This is a genomic window from Arthrobacter sp. AG1021, assembly GCF_003633665.1.
Classification (GTDB): domain Bacteria; phylum Actinomycetota; class Actinomycetes; order Actinomycetales; family Micrococcaceae; genus Glutamicibacter; species Glutamicibacter soli.
Window position 1 is genome coordinate 161,967 of sequence record NZ_RBLB01000008.1, and the last position, 17,036, is coordinate 179,002.

Annotated in this window: 15 protein-coding genes; 9 read left to right on the forward strand and 6 right to left on the reverse strand. The window is 65.5% G+C overall.

Going from position 1 to position 17,036, the window contains the following annotated elements:
- Nucleotides 1–28: 28 nt before the first annotated feature.
- Entirely contained in the window at nt 29–1,399 is a 1,371-nt protein-coding gene (locus DFO58_RS09270) for an MFS transporter (RefSeq protein ID WP_053797810.1), read from the forward strand.
- Between the two features lie 119 nt (nt 1,400–1,518).
- On the opposite strand, the gene DFO58_RS09275 is transcribed toward DFO58_RS09270, so the two are convergent.
- Both DFO58_RS09275 and DFO58_RS09280 read right to left on the reverse strand, forming a co-directional pair.
- On the reverse strand, nt 1,519–2,532 hold the full coding sequence (locus DFO58_RS09275) for a LacI family DNA-binding transcriptional regulator (protein ID WP_113608144.1): 1,014 nt from the start codon (nt 2,530–2,532) through the stop codon (nt 1,519–1,521).
- A 111-nt stretch (nt 2,533–2,643) separates the two neighbouring features.
- Nucleotides 2,644–4,323, reverse strand: a complete 1,680-nt coding sequence (locus DFO58_RS09280) for a glycoside hydrolase family 13 protein (protein ID WP_120990843.1) — start codon at nt 4,321–4,323, stop codon at nt 2,644–2,646.
- A gap of 267 nt (nt 4,324–4,590) precedes the next feature.
- On the opposite strand from DFO58_RS09280, the gene DFO58_RS09285 reads away from it, so the two are divergent.
- The 7 genes from DFO58_RS09285 (at nt 4,591) to DFO58_RS09315 (ending at nt 12,435) form a co-directional block, all read left to right on the forward strand.
- Nucleotides 4,591–5,853, forward strand: a complete 1,263-nt coding sequence (locus DFO58_RS09285) for a maltose ABC transporter substrate-binding protein (protein WP_120990324.1) — start codon at nt 4,591–4,593, stop codon at nt 5,851–5,853.
- A 129-nt stretch (nt 5,854–5,982) separates the two neighbouring features.
- Nucleotides 5,983–7,578, forward strand: coding sequence for an ABC transporter permease subunit (locus DFO58_RS09290; RefSeq protein ID WP_120990326.1), 1,596 nt, complete (start codon nt 5,983–5,985; stop codon nt 7,576–7,578).
- The gene (locus DFO58_RS09295) at nt 7,578–8,471 is read left to right on the forward strand and encodes a sugar ABC transporter permease (protein WP_053797814.1); all 894 of its coding nucleotides are present in this window, start codon (nt 7,578–7,580) and stop codon (nt 8,469–8,471) included. The genes DFO58_RS09290 and DFO58_RS09295 overlap by 1 nt, the downstream gene beginning before the upstream one ends.
- A gap of 84 nt (nt 8,472–8,555) precedes the next feature.
- Entirely contained in the window at nt 8,556–9,545 is a 990-nt protein-coding gene (locus DFO58_RS09300; protein WP_147407235.1) for a hypothetical protein, read from the forward strand.
- Between the two features lie 52 nt (nt 9,546–9,597).
- A complete protein-coding gene (locus DFO58_RS09305; RefSeq protein WP_120990330.1) occupies nt 9,598–10,341 on the forward strand; it encodes a TetR/AcrR family transcriptional regulator C-terminal domain-containing protein in 744 nt (247 codons plus the stop codon).
- 140 nt (nt 10,342–10,481) lie between these two features.
- Entirely contained in the window at nt 10,482–11,972 is a 1,491-nt protein-coding gene (locus DFO58_RS09310; protein WP_120990332.1) for an MFS transporter, read from the forward strand.
- Nucleotides 11,973–12,057: 85 nt separating this feature from the next.
- Complete coding sequence (locus DFO58_RS09315; protein WP_047118789.1) at nt 12,058–12,435, forward strand: META domain-containing protein; 378 nt, start codon at nt 12,058–12,060, stop codon at nt 12,433–12,435.
- 22 nt (nt 12,436–12,457) lie between these two features.
- On the opposite strand, the gene DFO58_RS09320 is transcribed toward DFO58_RS09315, so the two are convergent.
- The 4 genes from DFO58_RS09320 to DFO58_RS09335 all read right to left on the reverse strand — a co-directional run bounded on the left by DFO58_RS09320 (nt 12,458) and on the right by DFO58_RS09335 (nt 16,537).
- On the reverse strand, nt 12,458–13,555 hold the full coding sequence (locus DFO58_RS09320; protein ID WP_120990333.1) for an acyl-CoA desaturase: 1,098 nt from the start codon (nt 13,553–13,555) through the stop codon (nt 12,458–12,460).
- A 122-nt stretch (nt 13,556–13,677) separates the two neighbouring features.
- On the reverse strand, nt 13,678–15,318 hold the full coding sequence (locus DFO58_RS09325; protein ID WP_120990335.1) for an ABC-F family ATP-binding cassette domain-containing protein: 1,641 nt from the start codon (nt 15,316–15,318) through the stop codon (nt 13,678–13,680).
- A gap of 32 nt (nt 15,319–15,350) precedes the next feature.
- Nucleotides 15,351–16,016: a phosphoribosyltransferase family protein gene (locus DFO58_RS09330; protein WP_120990337.1), complete on the reverse strand. Its 666-nt coding sequence runs from the start codon at nt 16,014–16,016 to the stop codon at nt 15,351–15,353.
- Nucleotides 16,017–16,060: 44 nt separating this feature from the next.
- Nucleotides 16,061–16,537, reverse strand: a complete 477-nt coding sequence (locus tag DFO58_RS09335; RefSeq protein WP_120990338.1) for an HD domain-containing protein — start codon at nt 16,535–16,537, stop codon at nt 16,061–16,063.
- A 144-nt stretch (nt 16,538–16,681) separates the two neighbouring features.
- On the opposite strand from DFO58_RS09335, the gene DFO58_RS09340 reads away from it, so the two are divergent.
- Nucleotides 16,682–16,975 carry an META domain-containing protein gene (locus DFO58_RS09340; protein ID WP_047118795.1) on the forward strand — a complete coding sequence of 98 codons (294 nt, stop codon included), beginning with the start codon at nt 16,682–16,684 and terminating at the stop codon, nt 16,973–16,975.
- The last annotated feature ends 61 nt before the right edge of the window (nt 16,976–17,036 follow it).

Here is a 17,036-nt window from a genome sequence, read left to right on the forward strand (position 1 = left end):
CTTAATTCGCATCAAGGGATCATTCACTATGTCTCAGAACGTTTCGCGCACTCAGGAGGAGCGCCGGGTCCTTGCCGGCACCCTGGTGGGCACCACGATCGAGTGGTACGACTTCTTCATCTTCGCCCAGCTGACGGCAACGCTGCTGACTCCGCTGTTCCTCGCCCCGCTGGGCGAATCGAACCCGGGTCTGGCACAGATTCTCTCCTTCGCCATGATCGGCATTTCCTTCTTCTTCCGCCCGCTGGGCGCCATCGTCGCCGGACACCTCGGTGACCGCTACGGACGCAAGCGCATTCTGGTCCTGACACTGATCCTGATGGGTGTAGCCACCGCGTTGATCGGTGTGCTGCCGACCTACGCTGCCGTGGGCATCGCGGCACCGATCATGCTCGTGGCGCTGCGCATCATCCAGGGCTTCTCGGCCGGCGGCGAGTGGGGCGGCGCGGCCCTGATGGCCGTTGAGCACGCCCCGAATAACCGTCGTGGCTACTTCGGTGCCTTCCCGCAGATCGGTGTGCCCCTGGGCATGATCCTGGCGACCGGTCTGCTGTACGTCCTGCGCATTTCGATGACTCCCGAGCAGTTCCAGGCATGGGGCTGGCGCATCCCGTTCCTGATGTCCGTCGTGCTGATCATCGTCGGCTACATGATCCGCCGCGCGGTGGAGGAATCCCCGATCTTCAAGCAGATGGCACTGCGCAAGGCTTCGGAGCACACCCCGCTGAAGGAGCTCATGCGGAGCAACTTCAAGCAGGTGATCCAGGCCGCACTGATCTTCATCTCGAACAACGCCGCCGGCTACCTGGTGATCGCGTTCTTCATCTCCTACACCACGTCCGTGCTGAAGATGCCGGTCGCGCCGGTCCTGCTTGCGACCACCATCGGCTCGTTCGGCTGGCTGATCTTCACCTTGGTTGGCGGTTGGCTGTCCGACGTCATCGGCCGCCGCGCGACATTTGTGATCGGCTACGCGCTGGTGTTCGTCTGGATGATCCCGATGTTCCTGCTCGTGAATACCGGCAACATCATGCTCTACGGCGTGGCGGTCTTCGTATTGACCATCGGTCTGGGCCTGTCCTACGGGCCGCAGTCGGCCATGTACGCCGAGATGTTCCCGGCGCACATCCGCTACTCGGGCATCTCCATTGGCTACGCGCTGGGTGCGATCCTCGGCGGCGCGTTCGCTGCCACCGTGGCGCAGATCCTGCTCGAAGCCACCGGCAACTCGATCTCCATCGCCATCTACATCATGGTGCTGACCATCATCTCGGTGGCGGCTGTGCTGTGGGTCGGCGAGACCCGCGGGCGCAACCTGCACGTGGAGGACATCGACGAGGAGCTGGCGGCCGCGGCCGCCCACGAGGCAGAGGTCGAGCGCAAGCACCACTCGAACTAGTCTCAGCCGCCGATGCCGGCGCAGCTATCCAAGGCCCAGGCGGCCCGCGTTCGACGCGGGCCGCCTGGCCCTTTTCGGGACGTAAACCTGGGAGCAGATAGGGCTGCTTCCAGGAGTGGCTAATGGTCGGCCGGCGGCCGGCTGGTGGAGTTGCGTACGATCAGTTCGTGGCCCAGCGTGTGGGCCCGTGCTGGTTCCTCCTTGCGGATGGCGCGCAGCAGCATCGCAACGGCGAGTTCACCCTGCTCGTGCGGAAGCTGCCGGATGGTGGTCAGTCCGAAGAACTCGGCCAGTTCGTGGTCGTCCACGCCGACCACCGAAAGCTCGCGGGGCAACTGCATCCCCAGATCCCTGGCAGCTAGGATGGCGCCGATAGCCATTTCGTCGCTGGCTGCGAAGATGGCGGTGGGACGGGCATCCGGGTTTCCCAGCAGCTGCTTGGCCACCGTGTATCCCTGGGCCATCGTGAAGTCTGCGCCGACGCACAGAGCCTCATCGAGGTCGATGCCAGCTTCGGCCAGCGCACGTTCGTAGCCGATGCGCCGGTGGGAAGGGACACGGAAATCCACATCGGTTTCCGATGAACCACCGATGTAGCCCACCCGGGTGTGCCCCAGGGACAGCAGGTGCGCAGTGCCCAGCGCGGATACCGCTTCGTCGTCCACCTGCAACGTCGGGACACCCGGCAGCGGACCACCTACTCCGACCAGCGGCTTGTCCAGTGCGTGCAGGGCCACCACTTCGGTCTCGCTGAGTTCGACGTTCACTGCGATAACTGCGTCGACCCGTTGGCGCTGCAGGAAATCGGAGAAGATCTGGTGCCGCTGTGCGGGATCCTTGGTCAGCTGGTAGAGCGTGGTGTCGTAGCCCTCGCGCATCAGGGCCGTGCAGATGCCCTCCAGCACGCTGGCGTAGAACCAGTGGTTGATTACCGGTACCAGCACGCCGATGTTCCGGGTGCGCCCGGAGGCCAACCCCGAGGCGGTGGAAGATACCACGTACCCCAGATCGTGGGCGGCCTGCTGGACCGCGGCCAGCGCGCTAGGGGAAACGTTGCCGCGTCCGGAAAGCGCGCGCGAAACGGTCGCCACGGAGACGCCCGCGGCTCGGGCTACGTCCTTGATGCCGGCCAAGAAATTCCTTCCGACACAGTGGTGGATGAAAATACAATATAGGTTTGACTGGGCGCGACGGAACCGGGAAGGCCAGTCGCGCCCTGTTCACCAGACTACCTGCTGGGGCGATCAGCCGCGTAACCATACAGTGGATTCCGCTGCGATCTGCCGTTCCGACGGCTGAGGTGCGCTGGAGGCGATGACGGTCAAGTCTATGGTGCAGGCAGGCAGCTCGCGCTCGGAGCCTGCGAAGCTGGAGACCACCACCACGTCATTGTTCTTGAAGGCCAGAACGTCGGGGTCGCCGGTGTCCAGCCATTCCAGTGTCCCCAGCCCCAGATCGTGATTGCGGCGCAGTCGGAGCAGAGATATGTAGAGGTTCAGGGTGGAGTCGGGGGTCGCGCTTTGAAAGTCCCGGGCGTAGTCTTCCCACCCCGCGGGCTGCGGCAGCCAGCTGTTTCCAGTAGGGGAGAAGCCCGCAGCGGGTGCTCCTGTTTCCCACGGAATCGGCACCCTGCACCCGTCCCTGCCGTAGCGTTTGCCGTTGGTGCGGAACCACGTGGGGTCCTGGCGCGCCTCGTCGGGCAGCTCGACGACTTCCGGGAGCCCGAGTTCCTCGCCCTGGTACAAGTAGGCTCCGCCGGGCAACGCGAGCATCAGCGTGCTGGCGGAACGGGCGCGGCGCAGGCCGATGGCGGGATCCGGGAGGTTCGGTGTCAGTGGGCCTATGCCCTCGCCTTGGGGATTGTCCTCAGTTAGCGCGAGCCTAGTTGCATGGCGGACCACGTCGTGGTTCGAGAGCACCCAGGTGCTCGGTGCGCCGACTGCTGCGAACTCCTGCAGCGATTCGTCGATCGTCGCGCGGATTTGAGCGGCGTTGAAGCTACAGGACAAGTACGGGAAATTGAAGGCCTGGTGCATTTCGTCGGAACGAACCCATTTGGCCATCAGGGATAACGGGCTGACCCAGGCTTCCGCGCAGAGCACGCGATCACCTTCGTATTCATCCAGCACCTTGCGCCAGTCGCGGTAGATTTCATGCACGCCATCTTGGCCCCACCACGGGGCCAGCTCCTCGGTGCCGCCCATCGACGCAGCGGCCGGGTCTACCACGTAATCCGGCAGCCCATCGGATTTGATCAGTCCATGGGCTACATCCACCCGGAAGCCGTCCGTTCCGCGGTCCAGCCAGAACCGCAGCACGTCGCGGAACATCTCCCGGACCTCATCGTTGTGCCAGTTGAAGTCCGGCTGCGAAGAATCAAAGATGTGCAGATAATATTGCCCCGGGGTGCCATCTGGGTTGACTGTCTGCGTCCACATGGGACCGCCAAATACCGATTCCCAGTTGTTCGGAAGCCCCGCATCCGGCGCATCGTGGAAAATGAAACGTTCACGCTCCGGGGACCCCGGTGCGGAGGCTAACGCTTTCTGGAACCACGGATGCTGATCCGAACAGTGATTCGGCACCAGATCCACGATGACGCGCAGCCCCAGCTCGTGGGCGTGGGCAATCATGGCATCGAAGTCTTCCAGCGTCCCGAACAGGGGATCCACATCGCAGTAGTCGGAGACATCGTAGCCGGCGTCTTTCTGGGGGGATTTGAAGAAGGGGGACAGCCAAATGGCATCGACCCCGAGGTCTGCCAAGGATTGCAGCCGTGCAGTGATTCCTGGTAGATCACCCATGCCGTCGCCGTTCGCATCAGCGAAGGAGCGCGGATAGATCTGGTAGATCACCGAAGAGCGCCACCAATCGGTAGCCGCCTCGGGCTCTCGGGTCTCTGCGAGGGAGCGGATTTCAGTCATGACGGTAACCATAAACGAATTTTCGGCATATGTAAACGCTTACATTATCGGCCTAGTAGACGCCGCTAGGTGTTGCCTGTTTTGGGGAATCTGGCGCGAAAATGACTGATTTACATGAATTTCTTGTCAAAAAGCATGATCTATGCCACTCTGGAAACGCTTACATTCGAGTTGTCACTCGCACTCGAAAGAACCGACCGGCCCATACCGCGGTGACTCGCAGTCGATCCGGTCCTCTGGACAAAGTTGTCACGAAAGGACACCCCCATGATGGTGAACAAGCGCTCCCTTCTTCTGGGTGGGGCGGTGACCGCAATTGCGGCGCTATCCCTGACCGCCTGCGGTGGTTCGAACAGTTCAACCCCGCAGCCTTCGGAAACGGCTGCGCAGTCCTCGCCGGCCGCCGCCGAAGCAGGATCGCTGACCGTGTGGGTCGATGCCAACCGCGAGCCGGTCCTGAAGGATGCCGCAGCGGATTTCCAGGCCAAATCGGGCGTCAAGGTCGATCTGGTGATCAAGGACTTCTCCAAGATCCAGGAAGACTTCCTCAAGCAGGTACCAACCGGCAAGGGCCCGGACATCACCATCGGTGCCCACGACTGGCTGGGCAACCTCGTCAACAACGGCGTAGTCCAGCCGGTCGAGCTTGGCGACAAGAGCGCGGACTTCCAGGATGTCGCCATGGACGCGATGAGCTATGAGGGCAACACCTATGGCGTCCCGTACGCAACGGAGAACCTCGCACTGCTGCGCAACAAGGATCTCGCCGACAAGGCCCCGGCAACCTTCGACGAGATGATCGCCGAGGGAGAGAAGGCGGGCACCGAATTCCCGTTCCTGGTACAGGTATCGGAGCTGGGCGACCCGTTCCACGCCTGCCCATTCCAGACCTCCTTTGACGCTCCGGTGTTCGGAACCGATGAAAACGGCGCCTACGACGCCAGCGACCTGCAGATCGGCAACGAGGGCGGCCTGGAGTTCGCCCAGTGGCTCGCCGACCAGGGCGAAGCGGGAACCTTGAAGACCTCCGTGGACGCTGACATCGCCAAGGAGAAGTTCATTTCCGGCGATTCGCCCTTCCTGCTGACCGGCCCGTGGAACGTGGAAGCGGCCGAAGACGCCAAGATCGACCTGGCCATCGACCCGATCCCAAGCGCCGGCGGCGACGAAGCACAGCCATTCGTGGCAGTCCAGGGCTTCTTCGTCTCCTCCAAGACCGAGAACCTGCTGGCAGCAACGGAGTTCCTGACCAATTACATCGGCACCGCCGAGGTCCAGACCAAGCTCTACGAAGTGGGCAACCGTCCGCCGGCCAACAAGGAAGCCTTCGAGGCGGCCAAGTCCGATGAGACCATCGCGGCCTTCGGCGCGGTCGGCGAAGACGGCGTTCCGATGCCGAACATCCCTGAAATGGCAGCCGTGTGGGAATTCTGGGGCGTCGCCGAAGCAGAGATCATTTCCGGCAAGGCCGAACCGGCCAAGCGCTGGAAGCAGATGACCGCCGATATCGAAAAGTCCATCTCAAAGTAACACCGCCGCACGTGCGCGTGCCGGACGTGTCGGGGCGGCAATTTGCCGTCCCGACACGCGACCACATCCTCGGCACGGCCTACGCCGTACCGCAAGTTCGCCGACCTCCGACCCAGGAACAAGCCACAGATGTCACTGACCCACCAGAAGCCGCCGCACAGCAGCGAGCCTGAGCAGGCCGACGCGCTGTCCCCGGCCGCCAAGCGGCTGTCCACCGCAGCATCAACCTCCACCGGCTTGATCCTGGCCAAGATCGCGATGATCGGCATCGTGGACGCCACCGCCATATTCGCGCTGTTCACCGCGATCGGCCGCGAAGCCTGGGCGATCGCCGCGGTGGTCGCCGTGATCACCGCGGCCATCAACGTCGTGTATTTCAAGCGGGGCTGGCTGCCGGCCAAGTACCTGCTGCCGGGCACCATCTTCCTGCTGATTTTCCAGGTGTTCGTGATCGGCTACACCGGCTATATCGCCTTCACCAACTACGGTTCGGGCCACAACTCGGACAAGGACGACGCAGTCATGGCGCTGCTCCAGTCCAACCAGAGCCGCGTCACGGACTCCCCGGGGCTGCCCGTGACGGTGCTGGATGACGGCGGTGAATTGTCGCTGCTGGTCGAGCGCGACGGGGTGCAGATGGCAGGCACCACGGAGCAGCCGCTGGAGCCGATCACCGCGGATGAGCTTGCCGGATACACGCAGCTCAGCTTCGCCGACCTGCTCGGCCGCCAGCAGGAAGTCACCTCCCTGGCGGTGCCGATGAGCGATGACCCGGCCCAGGGGTCGCTGCGCACCTCCGACGGGCGCACCGCCTACCAGTACACGTCGAACCTGGTCTACGACGAGGCCGCCGGAACCATGACGGACTCCACCACCTCGGTGGTCTACAGCGACACCGGCGTCGGCGCCTTCACCGCCCCGGACGGCACCCAGCTGATGCCCGGCTGGTCGATCAACGTGGGCTTCGACAACTTCGCCAAGGCCTTCACCGACTCCTCCATTCGCACCGCCTTGGGATCGGTGACCGCATGGACCTTCGCCTTCGCCCTGCTGTCGGTGGCCACCACCTTCTTCCTGGGCCTGTTCCTGGCGCTGGTTTTCAACGACCTGCGTATGAAGGGCCGCAAGATCTACCGAGTCATCTCGATCCTGCCCTATGCCTTCCCGGCGTTCCTGGGCGGCCTGGTCTGGGCAGGCATGCTCAACAAGGATTTCGGCTTCGTGAACCAGGTGCTCTTCGGCGGTGCGCCGATCCCATGGCTGACCGATCCGTGGCTGGCGAAGTTCTCCGTGCTCTGGGTCAACCTCTGGCTCGGCTTCCCCTACATGTTCCTGGTCTGCACCGGGGCGCTGCAGTCGATCCCGGATGAACTGGCCGAGGCGGCCAAGATCGACGGTGCCAAGCCGTTCCAGGTCTTCCGCCTGATCAAGCTCCCGCTGCTGCTGGTCTCTGTGGCCCCGCTGCTGATCAGCTCGTTCGCGTTCAACTTCAACAACTTCAACGTGATCTACATGCTCACCGAGGGAGGACCGCGGCTCGAAGGGGCAGGGCTCAACGTGGGCTCCACCGACATCCTGATCTCCATGGTCTACAAGGTCGCCTTCGTCGGCTCCCAGCGCGACTACGGCCTGGCCAGTGCATTCTCCATCATCATCTTCGTGCTGGTCTCCGTCATCGCGGTCATCAGCTTCAAGCAGACCAAGGCTCTGGAGGAGCTGAACTAATGTCGACGCAAACTCCCGTCCAGCAGCCCGCAGCACGCCGCAGCTTCGGAAAATGGTTCGCTACTACCGGTTGGCGCCACCTGATCGGCGTGGCGCTGTGCATCTACGCGGCGTTCCCGCTGCTCTACGTGCTCTCGGCGTCGCTGAACCCCAACGGAACGCTGCTCTCATCCAACGGGTTGTTCACCCAGCTCGGCCTGCAAAGCTATGTCGACCTGTTCCGCAACGAGCAGCGGCCCTTCGCCGCCTGGTTCGGAAACACCCTGCTCATCGGGTTGACCACCGCCGCCGCTTCGGTATTCCTCGGCGCACTGGCGGCCTACAGCTTCTCGCGCATGCGTTTCACCGGGCGCCGTTTCGGATTGGTCAGCCTGCTGGTCGTCCAGATCTTCCCGCAGCTGCTGGCAGTCGTGGCCATCTTCATCCTGCTGACCTCGCTGGGCGATGTGTACCCGGCCCTGGGGATCGACAACAAGATTGCACTAATCATGGTGTACCTGGGCGGAGCGCTCGGCGTGAACACCTACCTGATGTACGGATTCTTCAACACCATCCCGGTGGAGATCGACGAAGCCGCCAAGATCGACGGCGCCGGCCACGCCAGGATCTTCTTCACCATGATCCTGCGCCTGGTCGCACCGATCCTGGCCGTGGTGGGGCTGCTGTCATTCATTTCCAGCACGTCGGACTTCGTCATCGCCTCGGTTGTGCTCGTCTCGCCGGAAAACCAGACACTTGCGGTGGGGCTGTACTCCTACGTGTCCGAGGAGTTCACTTCCAACTGGTCGGTGTTCGCCGCCGGGGCGGTACTGGCGGCGCTGCCGGTCATGGTGCTCTTCCTCTTCCTGCAGAAGTACATCGTGGGCGGTTTGACCGCCGGCGCGGGAAAATAGCGCGTCGCCCCCGTGCAGCTGGAGCGCGCCGCGCGAACCGCCAGACGATCGCCAACTCTCAGGCTGGCCACGTAAGCTGGATGGATGCAATCTCATCTGCCGCGGGCCGCGCGCAACTATCTTGAACAGCTGCGTCGGGAATTGAGTTTTCTTTCCGACGCCGAGCGCACCGAGATCCTTGCACATACCCGCGAACAGATATCCCGGCTACCCGGCAAGGGCCGGCGCAAGTCCGAACTGCTGCGCCGCCTGGGGGAGCCGGCTGCGGTCGCCGCCGGGTTCACCCCTACCGAACCAACGGTGCTGAAGGTCAGCAGCGGCCGCCAATTCCTGACCCGCATTCTGGCCTGGCCGATCTTCGCGCTGTCGGTGCTCACCGCCGCGCTGCTGGTGCTCGGTTCGCAATTTGTTGCGCTCGCCGAGCCGTTGTCCTTCGGCTACGTCGACGGCACGATCTTCGGCACCCTAGCCGAGCTGGAATTGTCGCTGGGCTCCGCGGTGATGATTTTCGCCTTCATCCCGGTGCTCTTCAGCCTGCTGCCGCTGGTTGTCCACGGAATTCCCGGCCTGATCCTGCAGGTCATTGGAGCGTTGGCGACCACCGCCGCCTGCGTACTGGGACTGGCGAGCCTGGGCGCGTTCCTCCTCCCGCTGGCGGTGCTGCTCTGGGCGCAGGTGTTTACCCCGCTGCTGATGATGCGCGGATCCATGGCCAGCCCCGGTCCGGCCTGGCTGATCTGCGCTTCCGCGGCCCTGCTTGCGGCCATCGGCTACACGACCTACCGTGGCCTACAGGGCTTCACCGGGAATGCGTGGCTGATCCTTGTTCCGGCGGCGGCGCTTGCGGCCCTGGCGCTGCTGCTTCCGCTGCGGCGGCGCTGGAGCCACATCGGATTGATCGCCACCGGCCTGCTGGTCATGGTCGCGGGCTTCATCGCGGCGCTGCCGACCACCTACGAAGCGCCGCTGCTGTGGCCGTGGCTTGCCGGGGCGATGTCCTTCGCCGGCGGCCACCTGGCCCTGGCCGCCGGCATGTGGCATGAACGGGCGCGAAACCTGCTGGCGCTGTTGTAACCAGGGGTCGTTGCCGGATGATGGACAATGAACACCGTGAAAGGGTAGCCAGATGAGCGACGTGGATCGCACTGAAGACGATACTCCGGTGAAGCGGGGGCGGGGACGCCCGCGCAAGGACGCCTCCCAGGTTCCCATCACCAAGGAAGCCATCGCTTCCGAAGCGTTGAAGATCATCGGTTCCGAAGGCTTTACCGCGCTGACCATGAACGGCCTGGCGGGACGGTTCGGGGCCACCTCGCGGGCGTTGTACAACTACGTGAGCGACCGGCAGGAGGTCGTGAACATGGCGGTGGAGCTTTTCATCCGCAGCACGCCGCTGCTGGAGTTCGACCCGGTCAATTGGCGTGACACCGTGCGCAAGTTCTACCGGGTCAGCCGAGCGCTGTACCGCACCTATCCGCTGGTTGCGGTGGTTCCGATCTCCGAGCGCGTGGAGGTGGACGGCGGACCGCGCTACATCGAGATGATGGAACGGCTGCTGCGGTTCTACACGGACATGGGCTTCGAGATGCCGCAGGCGCTGACCCTGATCCGGGCGTTCAGCCGCGACATCATGTCATTTGCCCTGCAGGCGGACTACTTCCTGGACCGTGTCCCGGAAGACCGGAACGACTACATCTCCCGTGTGGTGCCGCAGGCTTGGCTGGAGCGCTACCCGGAGGCCGAGGCCCCGCTGGTACGCGAATCCCTGAAACAGCCGCGCATGGACAGCGACGACCTGTTCGAAGAGCTGCTCCAGCTGCGCATCCTCTCCATCCAGGGAATGCTGGACGCGCTGCCAGCCGCTGACTGACCAGAGCAAACGCCAGCCCCGCAGCAGGTGCGGGGAATATCCCGGTGCCTCCGGACGCTATACCCAGCGCGTGCCATGAACCGCCCGGCGGCTTCGGCGCGCACCGAACCAGCTCCGCCAGCCGTTGTCCGAAAGTTGCCATGCCTGCCATCCAGCCCCCGCAAGACCCCCCGTTGGCTGCCGAGGTTGCGCCCGCCGCAGCCGCCATTCCGGCGCCTGGGGTGCTTTCGCCGGCCGGACGCTGGAAGCTGCTCGGTGTGCTGCTGGCCGTCATGTTCATGTCGCTGGTCTCGGTCAGCATCGTCAACGTGGTGCTTCCCTCGATCGAAACCACCCTGCAGGCCACCGAGGCCGACATGCAGTGGGTGCTCGCCGGCTACGCGCTGACCTTCGGCGTAGTGCTGGTAGCCGCCGGGCGTGCCGGGGACCTGCTGGGCCGCGGCATGATGTTCATCGCCGGCGTCGTGATCTTCACGCTGGCTTCCGTGCTGGCCGGGCTGGCCGCCGACCCGCTGATGCTGAACATCGCCCGCTTCGTCATGGGCGTCGGCTCCGGCCTGCTCAACCCGCAGGTCATGGGCCTGATCCAGCAGCATTTCACCGGCGCGGAACGCGGACGGGCCTACGGGCTGCTGGGCACGGTCATCGGATTCTCCGTGGCCATCGGCCCGGTGATGGGCGGGGCGCTGATCAACTGGCTGGGGGCCGAGGCAGGCTGGCGCTCCACGTTCCTGATCAACGTGCCGATCGGGATCATCGCGTTGCTGCTGGCAGTCATCTGGCTGCCGCGTCCGCTGTTCACCAAACCCTCCGGTCGGCTCGATCTGGATCCGGTGGGCGGGCTGCTGCTGGCGCTGGGCATCTTCGCCTTCCTCTTCCCGTTCGTGCAGGGTCGCGAGAACCCGTGGCTGTGGGCCCTGCTGCCGGTGGCGCTGCTGTTCATGCTGCTGTGGATCGCATGGGAGAAACGCTACAAGGCGCGCGGCGCGGCCCCGATGGTGGACCTGGCGCTGTTCAGGGTGCGCAGCTTCACCAACGGCACAGTAATCGCCGGCCTGTACTTCATGGGCGTGTCCAGCGTCTGGGTGCTGGTGGCCGTCTACACCCAGCAGGCGCTGGGCTTCAGCGCGCTGCAGGCAGGGCTGATCGCGCTGCCAGCGGCCTTGCTCTCGGCGCTCAGCTCGAACGTCGCCGGCCGCTACGTGATGACCGCCGGGCGCCGTCTGGTCATCGGCGGCACGCTCAGCGCGCTGTTCGGGCTGGTCGCCACGGTGGCCGTGGTCGAGCTGGAAGCGCGCGGGATCGTGAGCATCTGGTGGATGCTGCTCTCGCTGGCGTTCATCGGCGCCGCCCAGGGCTTCATCATCTCCCCGAACCAGGCACTGACCCTGATGGAGGTACCCGTTCAGAACTCTGGCTCCGCCGGCGGGCTGATGCAGACTTCGCAGCGCGTGGGCACCGCCGTGGGCATCGCGGTCATCACCGCCGTGTTCTACGGCATGAACCAGGTTGTCGGCTACCCACTGGCGATGACGCTGTCCTCCGCCGCCACGGGCCTGCTGGTGATCGCCACGCTCTGGGTCGCCGTGGCCGACTGGCGCCACGACCATCACGGAGCCCAGCCTCAATAGCAGGGCTGGCACCGCTGGCCGAAACGACGCTCCGGGTCTGCGATTGCACTGGTCAGCGCGCTAAGCGTGGCTTAAGCTGAAAGACATGAAACGACTTGCAGGATTGATGGCAGCAGGAGCGCTGGCGCTGGGCCTGGCCGCATGCGGATCGAGCAGCGGCCCGGCCGAACAGGCCCCGGCGAGCCCGGACGGCACCTGGGGCACGGAGGCCGAAGGCCAACCGTGGATGAACCTCGGCTCCGACGGCAAGATCAGCGGCAGCGACGGGTGCAACAACCTCATCGGCCAGTGGACCGAAAAGGACGGCACCGTGGACTTCGGCGCCATGGGCAGCACCCAGATGTACTGCGAGGGCGTCGATTCCTGGCTCGGCGGGGCCGCCACCGCAACGATCTCCGGCGACAAGATGACCTTCTCGGATGCCAAGGGCGACCAGATCGGCACGCTCACACGCAGCAAGTAGCCGGGCAGGGTCCATCTGGTCCCTAGCTGCTGCGGTATCCGGAAATCATGGGGCACTCGAACGGGTCGCGGCCCGAAAGCCCGACCTTGTTCAGGTAGGAGATGACCTGGGCGTAGGACTCGCGGACGCTGGCCACGGTGTAGGGGATCCGGTGCTCGGCGCAGTAGCTGCGCACGATCCTTGAAACCCCTGCCAGATTGGCGCGCGGCATCGAGGGGAACAAGTGGTGCTCCACCTGGTAGTTCAACCCGCCGTAGACGTGCGAAAGCACGCTGTTGCCGAAGCTGGAGCGAGCCAACACGTTGCGTCCCGTGAGCACCTGGCGCGAGAAGAAGTCGATGCGGGCGTCCGTGGGCACCAGCGGCATGCCCTTGTGGTTGGGCGCGAACGAGGCGCCCATGTAGATGCCGAAGACCGCCAGCTGCACGCCGAGGAAGGCGAAGGCCATGCCCATCGGCAAGAGGAAGAAGACGGCGCCCAGGTACAGGGCAATGCGCAGGCCGATCGAGATCAGTTCGCGGCGGCGGTGCTTCACCCTCTGGCCGACGAACAGGTACTTGATGGACTGCAGATGCAGGTTCAGCCCTTCCAAGGTCAGCAGCGGGAAGAACAGGTAGCCTTGGCGCTGGGTGATCCATTTGAGCAGGCCGCGCTGGCGCTTCGCGTCGGCCGGCTGGAACGAGATGGTGTCCCATTCGATGTCCGGGTCCTTGCCGATGGTGTTCGGAGTTGCATGGTGTTTGCTGTGCTTGTTCATCCACCACTGGTAGCTGATGCCGACCACGAAGTTGGCCAGGAAGCGGCCGAGCTTGTCGTTGGTTTTGCCGGAAGCCAGGATCTGGCGGTGCGCCGCTTCGTGGGCCAGGAAGGCGAACTGGGTGAGCAAGAGGCCAAGCGCGGCGGCCATGAGCAGCTGGAACCAGCTCTCGCCCAGCAGCAGCATGCCTGCCACGGTGCCCGCCAGCAACGCGGCAAGCACGATGCCGATGCCCAGGTAATGCCCGGGTCGGCGGCGGATCAGCCCGGCTTCGCCGACCAGTTTCTTGACGTGGAAAAAGCTTTTGGGGTCTCCGGGCCGCACCGAGGGAGCGGGCGATGGCAAAACGGGAGTGCTACTCAAGTTGGATCCTTGGGTGTGGCAGCTGTCGACGTCTCAGTCGTAAAGAACTGAAAGTCTCGGCTCCTCTGCGTTTCACTGTACGGCAGATTGCTGAGCGCCCGCTGGTCGATGACGCGGCCGAGCTAGAAGGCGGCGGTCAGCTGCCCGTCCTGCACCTGCCAGCGCGCGTCCAGCCGCACGTTCTGGAGCATGCGCCGGTCGTGGGTGACCAGCAGCAGCGCGCCCTGGTAGGCCTCCAGCGCTTCTTCGAGCTGCTCGATGGCGGGCAGGTCAAGGTGGTTGGTGGGTTCGTCGAGCACCAGCAGGTTCACGCCGCGCGCCTGCAGCAGCGCCATCGAGGCGCGGGTGCGTTCGCCGGGGGAGAGCTTGCCCACCGGCGAGGCGGTCTGCTCCGCCTTGAGCCCGAACTTGGCCAGCAGCGTGCGGGCCTCCGCCGAGGAGTACTCCGGCACCGCCGCTTCGAAGGCCTCGCCCAGCGGAAGCTGCGCCGGCAGCTGGCTGCGCGCCTGGTCGATCTCGCCGATCAGCACCGAGGCGCCCAGCACCGAGCTTCCGGCGTCCGGGGCCAGCCGGCCGAGCAGCAGGTTCAGCAGCGTGGACTTGCCCGCGCCGTTCGGGCCGGTGATGCCGATCCGGTCACCGGCGTTGACCTGCACGCTGGCCGGGCCGAACGCGAAACCGCCCAGCGAAACCTGCGCCTGGTTCAGCGTGCACAGCACCGAGGAGCCGCGTGGGGCGTCGGCGATGGAGAACTGCAGCACCCATTCCTTGCGCGGTTCGGCCACCTCGTCGAGCCGGGCAATCCGCGATTCCATTTGCCGCACCTTGGCTGCCTGCTTCTGGGAGGATTCGCTGTTGGCGCGGCGGCGGATCTTGTCGTTGTCCGGGGCCTTGCGCATCGCGTTGCGCACACCCTGCGAGGACCACTCGCGCTGGGTCCGGGCGCGCGCCACCAGATCCGCCTTCTTCCCGGCGTACTCGTCGTAGGCCTCGCGCGCGTGCCGGCGGTTCACGGCGCGCTCCTCCAGGTAGGAGTCGTAGCCGCCCTCGTAGACGGCGACCTGGTTCTGCGCCAGGTCGAGTTCGATGATCCCGGTGGTGCAGCGGGCCAGGAACTCGCGGTCGTGCGAGACCAGCATGACCGGGGCGCGCAGCGCCATGATGAACTGCTCCAGGCGCTGAAGCCCGGCCAGGTCGAGGTCGTTGGTCGGCTCGTCGAGCAGCACCACGTCGAAGCGGGAGAGCAGCAGCGCGGCCAGCGCGACGCGCGCCATCTGCCCGCCGGACAGCGCCGCGGTCTGGGTGTCCAGCGGCAGCGTGAAGCCCAGCTCCGCCAGGGTCTCTGGGATCCGGTCCTCCAGGTCCATGGCGCCGGAGGCCATCCAGGTCTCGAAGGCCGCCGCGTAGGCGTCGTCCGCCCCTGGTTTGCCCTCGGCCATGTCCTGCGCGGTGGCTTCCATGGCCCCGGTCGCCTGGGCGCAGCCGGTGCGCCGGGCCAGGTAGGCGGCGATGTCCTCGCCTGCGAAGCGCTCGTGCTCCTGGGGCAGCCAGCCGATGAACGCGCCGTCCGGGGCGGTGGACACCGAGCCGCCCTGGGGTTCGTCCACCCCTGCCAGCAGGCGCAGCAGCGTGCTCTTGCCTGCGCCGTTCACCCCGACCACCCCGTACACATCTCCCGGGGCGGCGGTGAAATCCAGGTGCGCGAAGAGGGTACGGTGGGCGTGGCCGCCGGCGAGGTCCTTGGCGACGAGCGTTGCAGTCATGGACTCAATTCTAGGTGGGTTGCCGGCACTGCCTAATTCCCTGCCGCGCGCAGCAGCCGCAGCGCCTCCTCGCGCTGCACCGGGGCGAAGTCCTGGTAGTGGGCGCCGACCGCCCGGAAGTCCGGCGGCTGCCAGGCGATCACCACCTGGTCGGCCGGATAAGCCAAGTTCTGCACCAGGTCCGACGGGGCCACCGGGGCCGCGACCACCACCAGCTTGGGCTTCAGCCGCCACACCAGATCCAGCGCGGCCAGCATCGTGGAGCCGGTGGCGATGCCGTCGTCGCACACCAAGACCTGCTGCCCTGCCAGATCCGGGTCGTAGGGCTTGAACTCCCCGGCCAGCTCCATCAGCTCCCGGGTGGCGCGGAATTCCACGGATTCCAGTTCGGATTCACCGAAGTAGCGCAGCGCCCGCCGGTGGATCTCCTGGTCGAGGTAGCGTCCGGACGCCATCCCGTAGCTGGCGATCGCGCCGAAGGCGATTTCCGGGTTGCTCGGCACCCCGAGCTTGCGCACCGCCAGCGCCCCGAGCCGTCCGCCCAGGCTGCGCGCGACCTCGGACGCGACAGGCACCCCGCCGCGCAGCAGCCCGAGCACCGTGTAGTTGCCGGCGGGCAGCTCGCTGGCCAGCGCCATGCCCAGCGCGGCGCCGGCATGGCTGCGATCCCGGTATCCCTCGTGCGATTGCTGGGCCATGCTCCCAGTCTTGCCCAAAGCATCACAAAGTCAATGCTCCTGCGTCAATGTTCCGGACGAACACCCAGCAGCTGCGCAGTGCGCGCGTACTTGGCCGCCAGCCGCGCCCGGGTGTGCTCCGGCAGCAGGCAGGTGCGTTCCGGGTCGGTGTTGTCGGCCAGGTCGGCGCGCTTGACCAGCAGCGCCAGCGGGTTGGCCAACACCCCGGTGCAATACTCTTCCAGGCTCTGCCCGGGCCGTTTGCTCAGCAGCACCACGGCATCGCAGACCTCCCGGGGGATGCCGGCTGCGGAAAGGTCCGTGGCGCTCACCTCGCAGTCCTCGATGACGTCGTGCAGCCACGCCGCGGCCACCGCGTACTCGTCGCCGCCAAGGTGCCGGGCATGCTCGGCGACCCGGGCCGGGTGGCCGATATAGGCGGCGCCGAGCTTGTCCGTCTGGCCCTGGTGGGCCTTGGCGGCGATGGCGCGGGCCAACGCCACCACGTCTTCCCGGCTTGTTGCCGGCTGCCGGTTGTCCATTGCGCTCCTGCTGGGTTGCCCGGGTTTGGGATGCCGGGGCTTGGGATGCAGAATTAATTTCTCCTGGGTCCCACGCTAGCAAGTCGGTGCGACACCCGGGGTCGATTCGGCGGAAGCCCGGGCACGGGGACTACCCTCGGTGGTATGGATGAAAAGATGATCGCGCAGTGGGGGAGCGAGGCCGCAGGACAGCCCTCGCTGGTGCTCTGGGAAGACGGCCGGGCCAGCGGTTCGGATGGCTGCAACCGGCTCATGGGCTCGTGGAGCCGTGAGGGGGACGGCTATCTGTTCTCGCAGATGGCCAGCACCATGATGTATTGCCAGGGGGTGGACACCTGGCTCTCAAGATTGGCCAGCGCGCGTCAGGTCGACGGGCAGCTGGTCATCAGCGACGCGCAGGGCCGTCAGATCGGGCGGCTGGCCCCGCTGGAATCCTGAGCCGCCCGGGATTGCGGGCCCCGGGATGCAAAAAAGAACTGCGGTTCGCACAGTGTGCGAA

What these genes read in the sequence shown, in the direction of transcription:
- DFO58_RS09325 (WP_120990335.1), bottom strand. Translation starts at nt 15,318, where the DNA reads ATGACTGCAACGCTCGTCGCCAAGGACCTCGCCGGCGGCCACGCCCAC.
- DFO58_RS09295 (WP_053797814.1), top strand. Translation starts at nt 7,578, where the DNA reads ATGTCGACGCAAACTCCCGTCCAGCAGCCCGCAGCACGCCGCAGCTTC.
- DFO58_RS09280 (WP_120990843.1), bottom strand. Translation starts at nt 4,323, where the DNA reads ATGACTGAAATCCGCTCCCTCGCAGAGACCCGAGAGCCCGAGGCGGCT.
- DFO58_RS09305 (WP_120990330.1), top strand. Translation starts at nt 9,598, where the DNA reads ATGAGCGACGTGGATCGCACTGAAGACGATACTCCGGTGAAGCGGGGG.
- DFO58_RS09335 (WP_120990338.1), bottom strand. Translation starts at nt 16,537, where the DNA reads ATGGACAACCGGCAGCCGGCAACAAGCCGGGAAGACGTGGTGGCGTTG.
- DFO58_RS09300 (WP_147407235.1), top strand. Translation starts at nt 8,556, where the DNA reads ATGCAATCTCATCTGCCGCGGGCCGCGCGCAACTATCTTGAACAGCTG.
- DFO58_RS09315 (WP_047118789.1), top strand. Translation starts at nt 12,058, where the DNA reads ATGAAACGACTTGCAGGATTGATGGCAGCAGGAGCGCTGGCGCTGGGC.
- DFO58_RS09310 (WP_120990332.1), top strand. Translation starts at nt 10,482, where the DNA reads ATGCCTGCCATCCAGCCCCCGCAAGACCCCCCGTTGGCTGCCGAGGTT.
- DFO58_RS09330 (WP_120990337.1), bottom strand. Translation starts at nt 16,016, where the DNA reads ATGGCCCAGCAATCGCACGAGGGATACCGGGATCGCAGCCATGCCGGC.
- DFO58_RS09290 (WP_120990326.1), top strand. Translation starts at nt 5,983, where the DNA reads ATGTCACTGACCCACCAGAAGCCGCCGCACAGCAGCGAGCCTGAGCAG.
- DFO58_RS09285 (WP_120990324.1), top strand. Translation starts at nt 4,591, where the DNA reads ATGATGGTGAACAAGCGCTCCCTTCTTCTGGGTGGGGCGGTGACCGCA.
- DFO58_RS09270 (WP_053797810.1), top strand. Translation starts at nt 29, where the DNA reads ATGTCTCAGAACGTTTCGCGCACTCAGGAGGAGCGCCGGGTCCTTGCC.
- DFO58_RS09340 (WP_047118795.1), top strand. Translation starts at nt 16,682, where the DNA reads ATGGATGAAAAGATGATCGCGCAGTGGGGGAGCGAGGCCGCAGGACAG.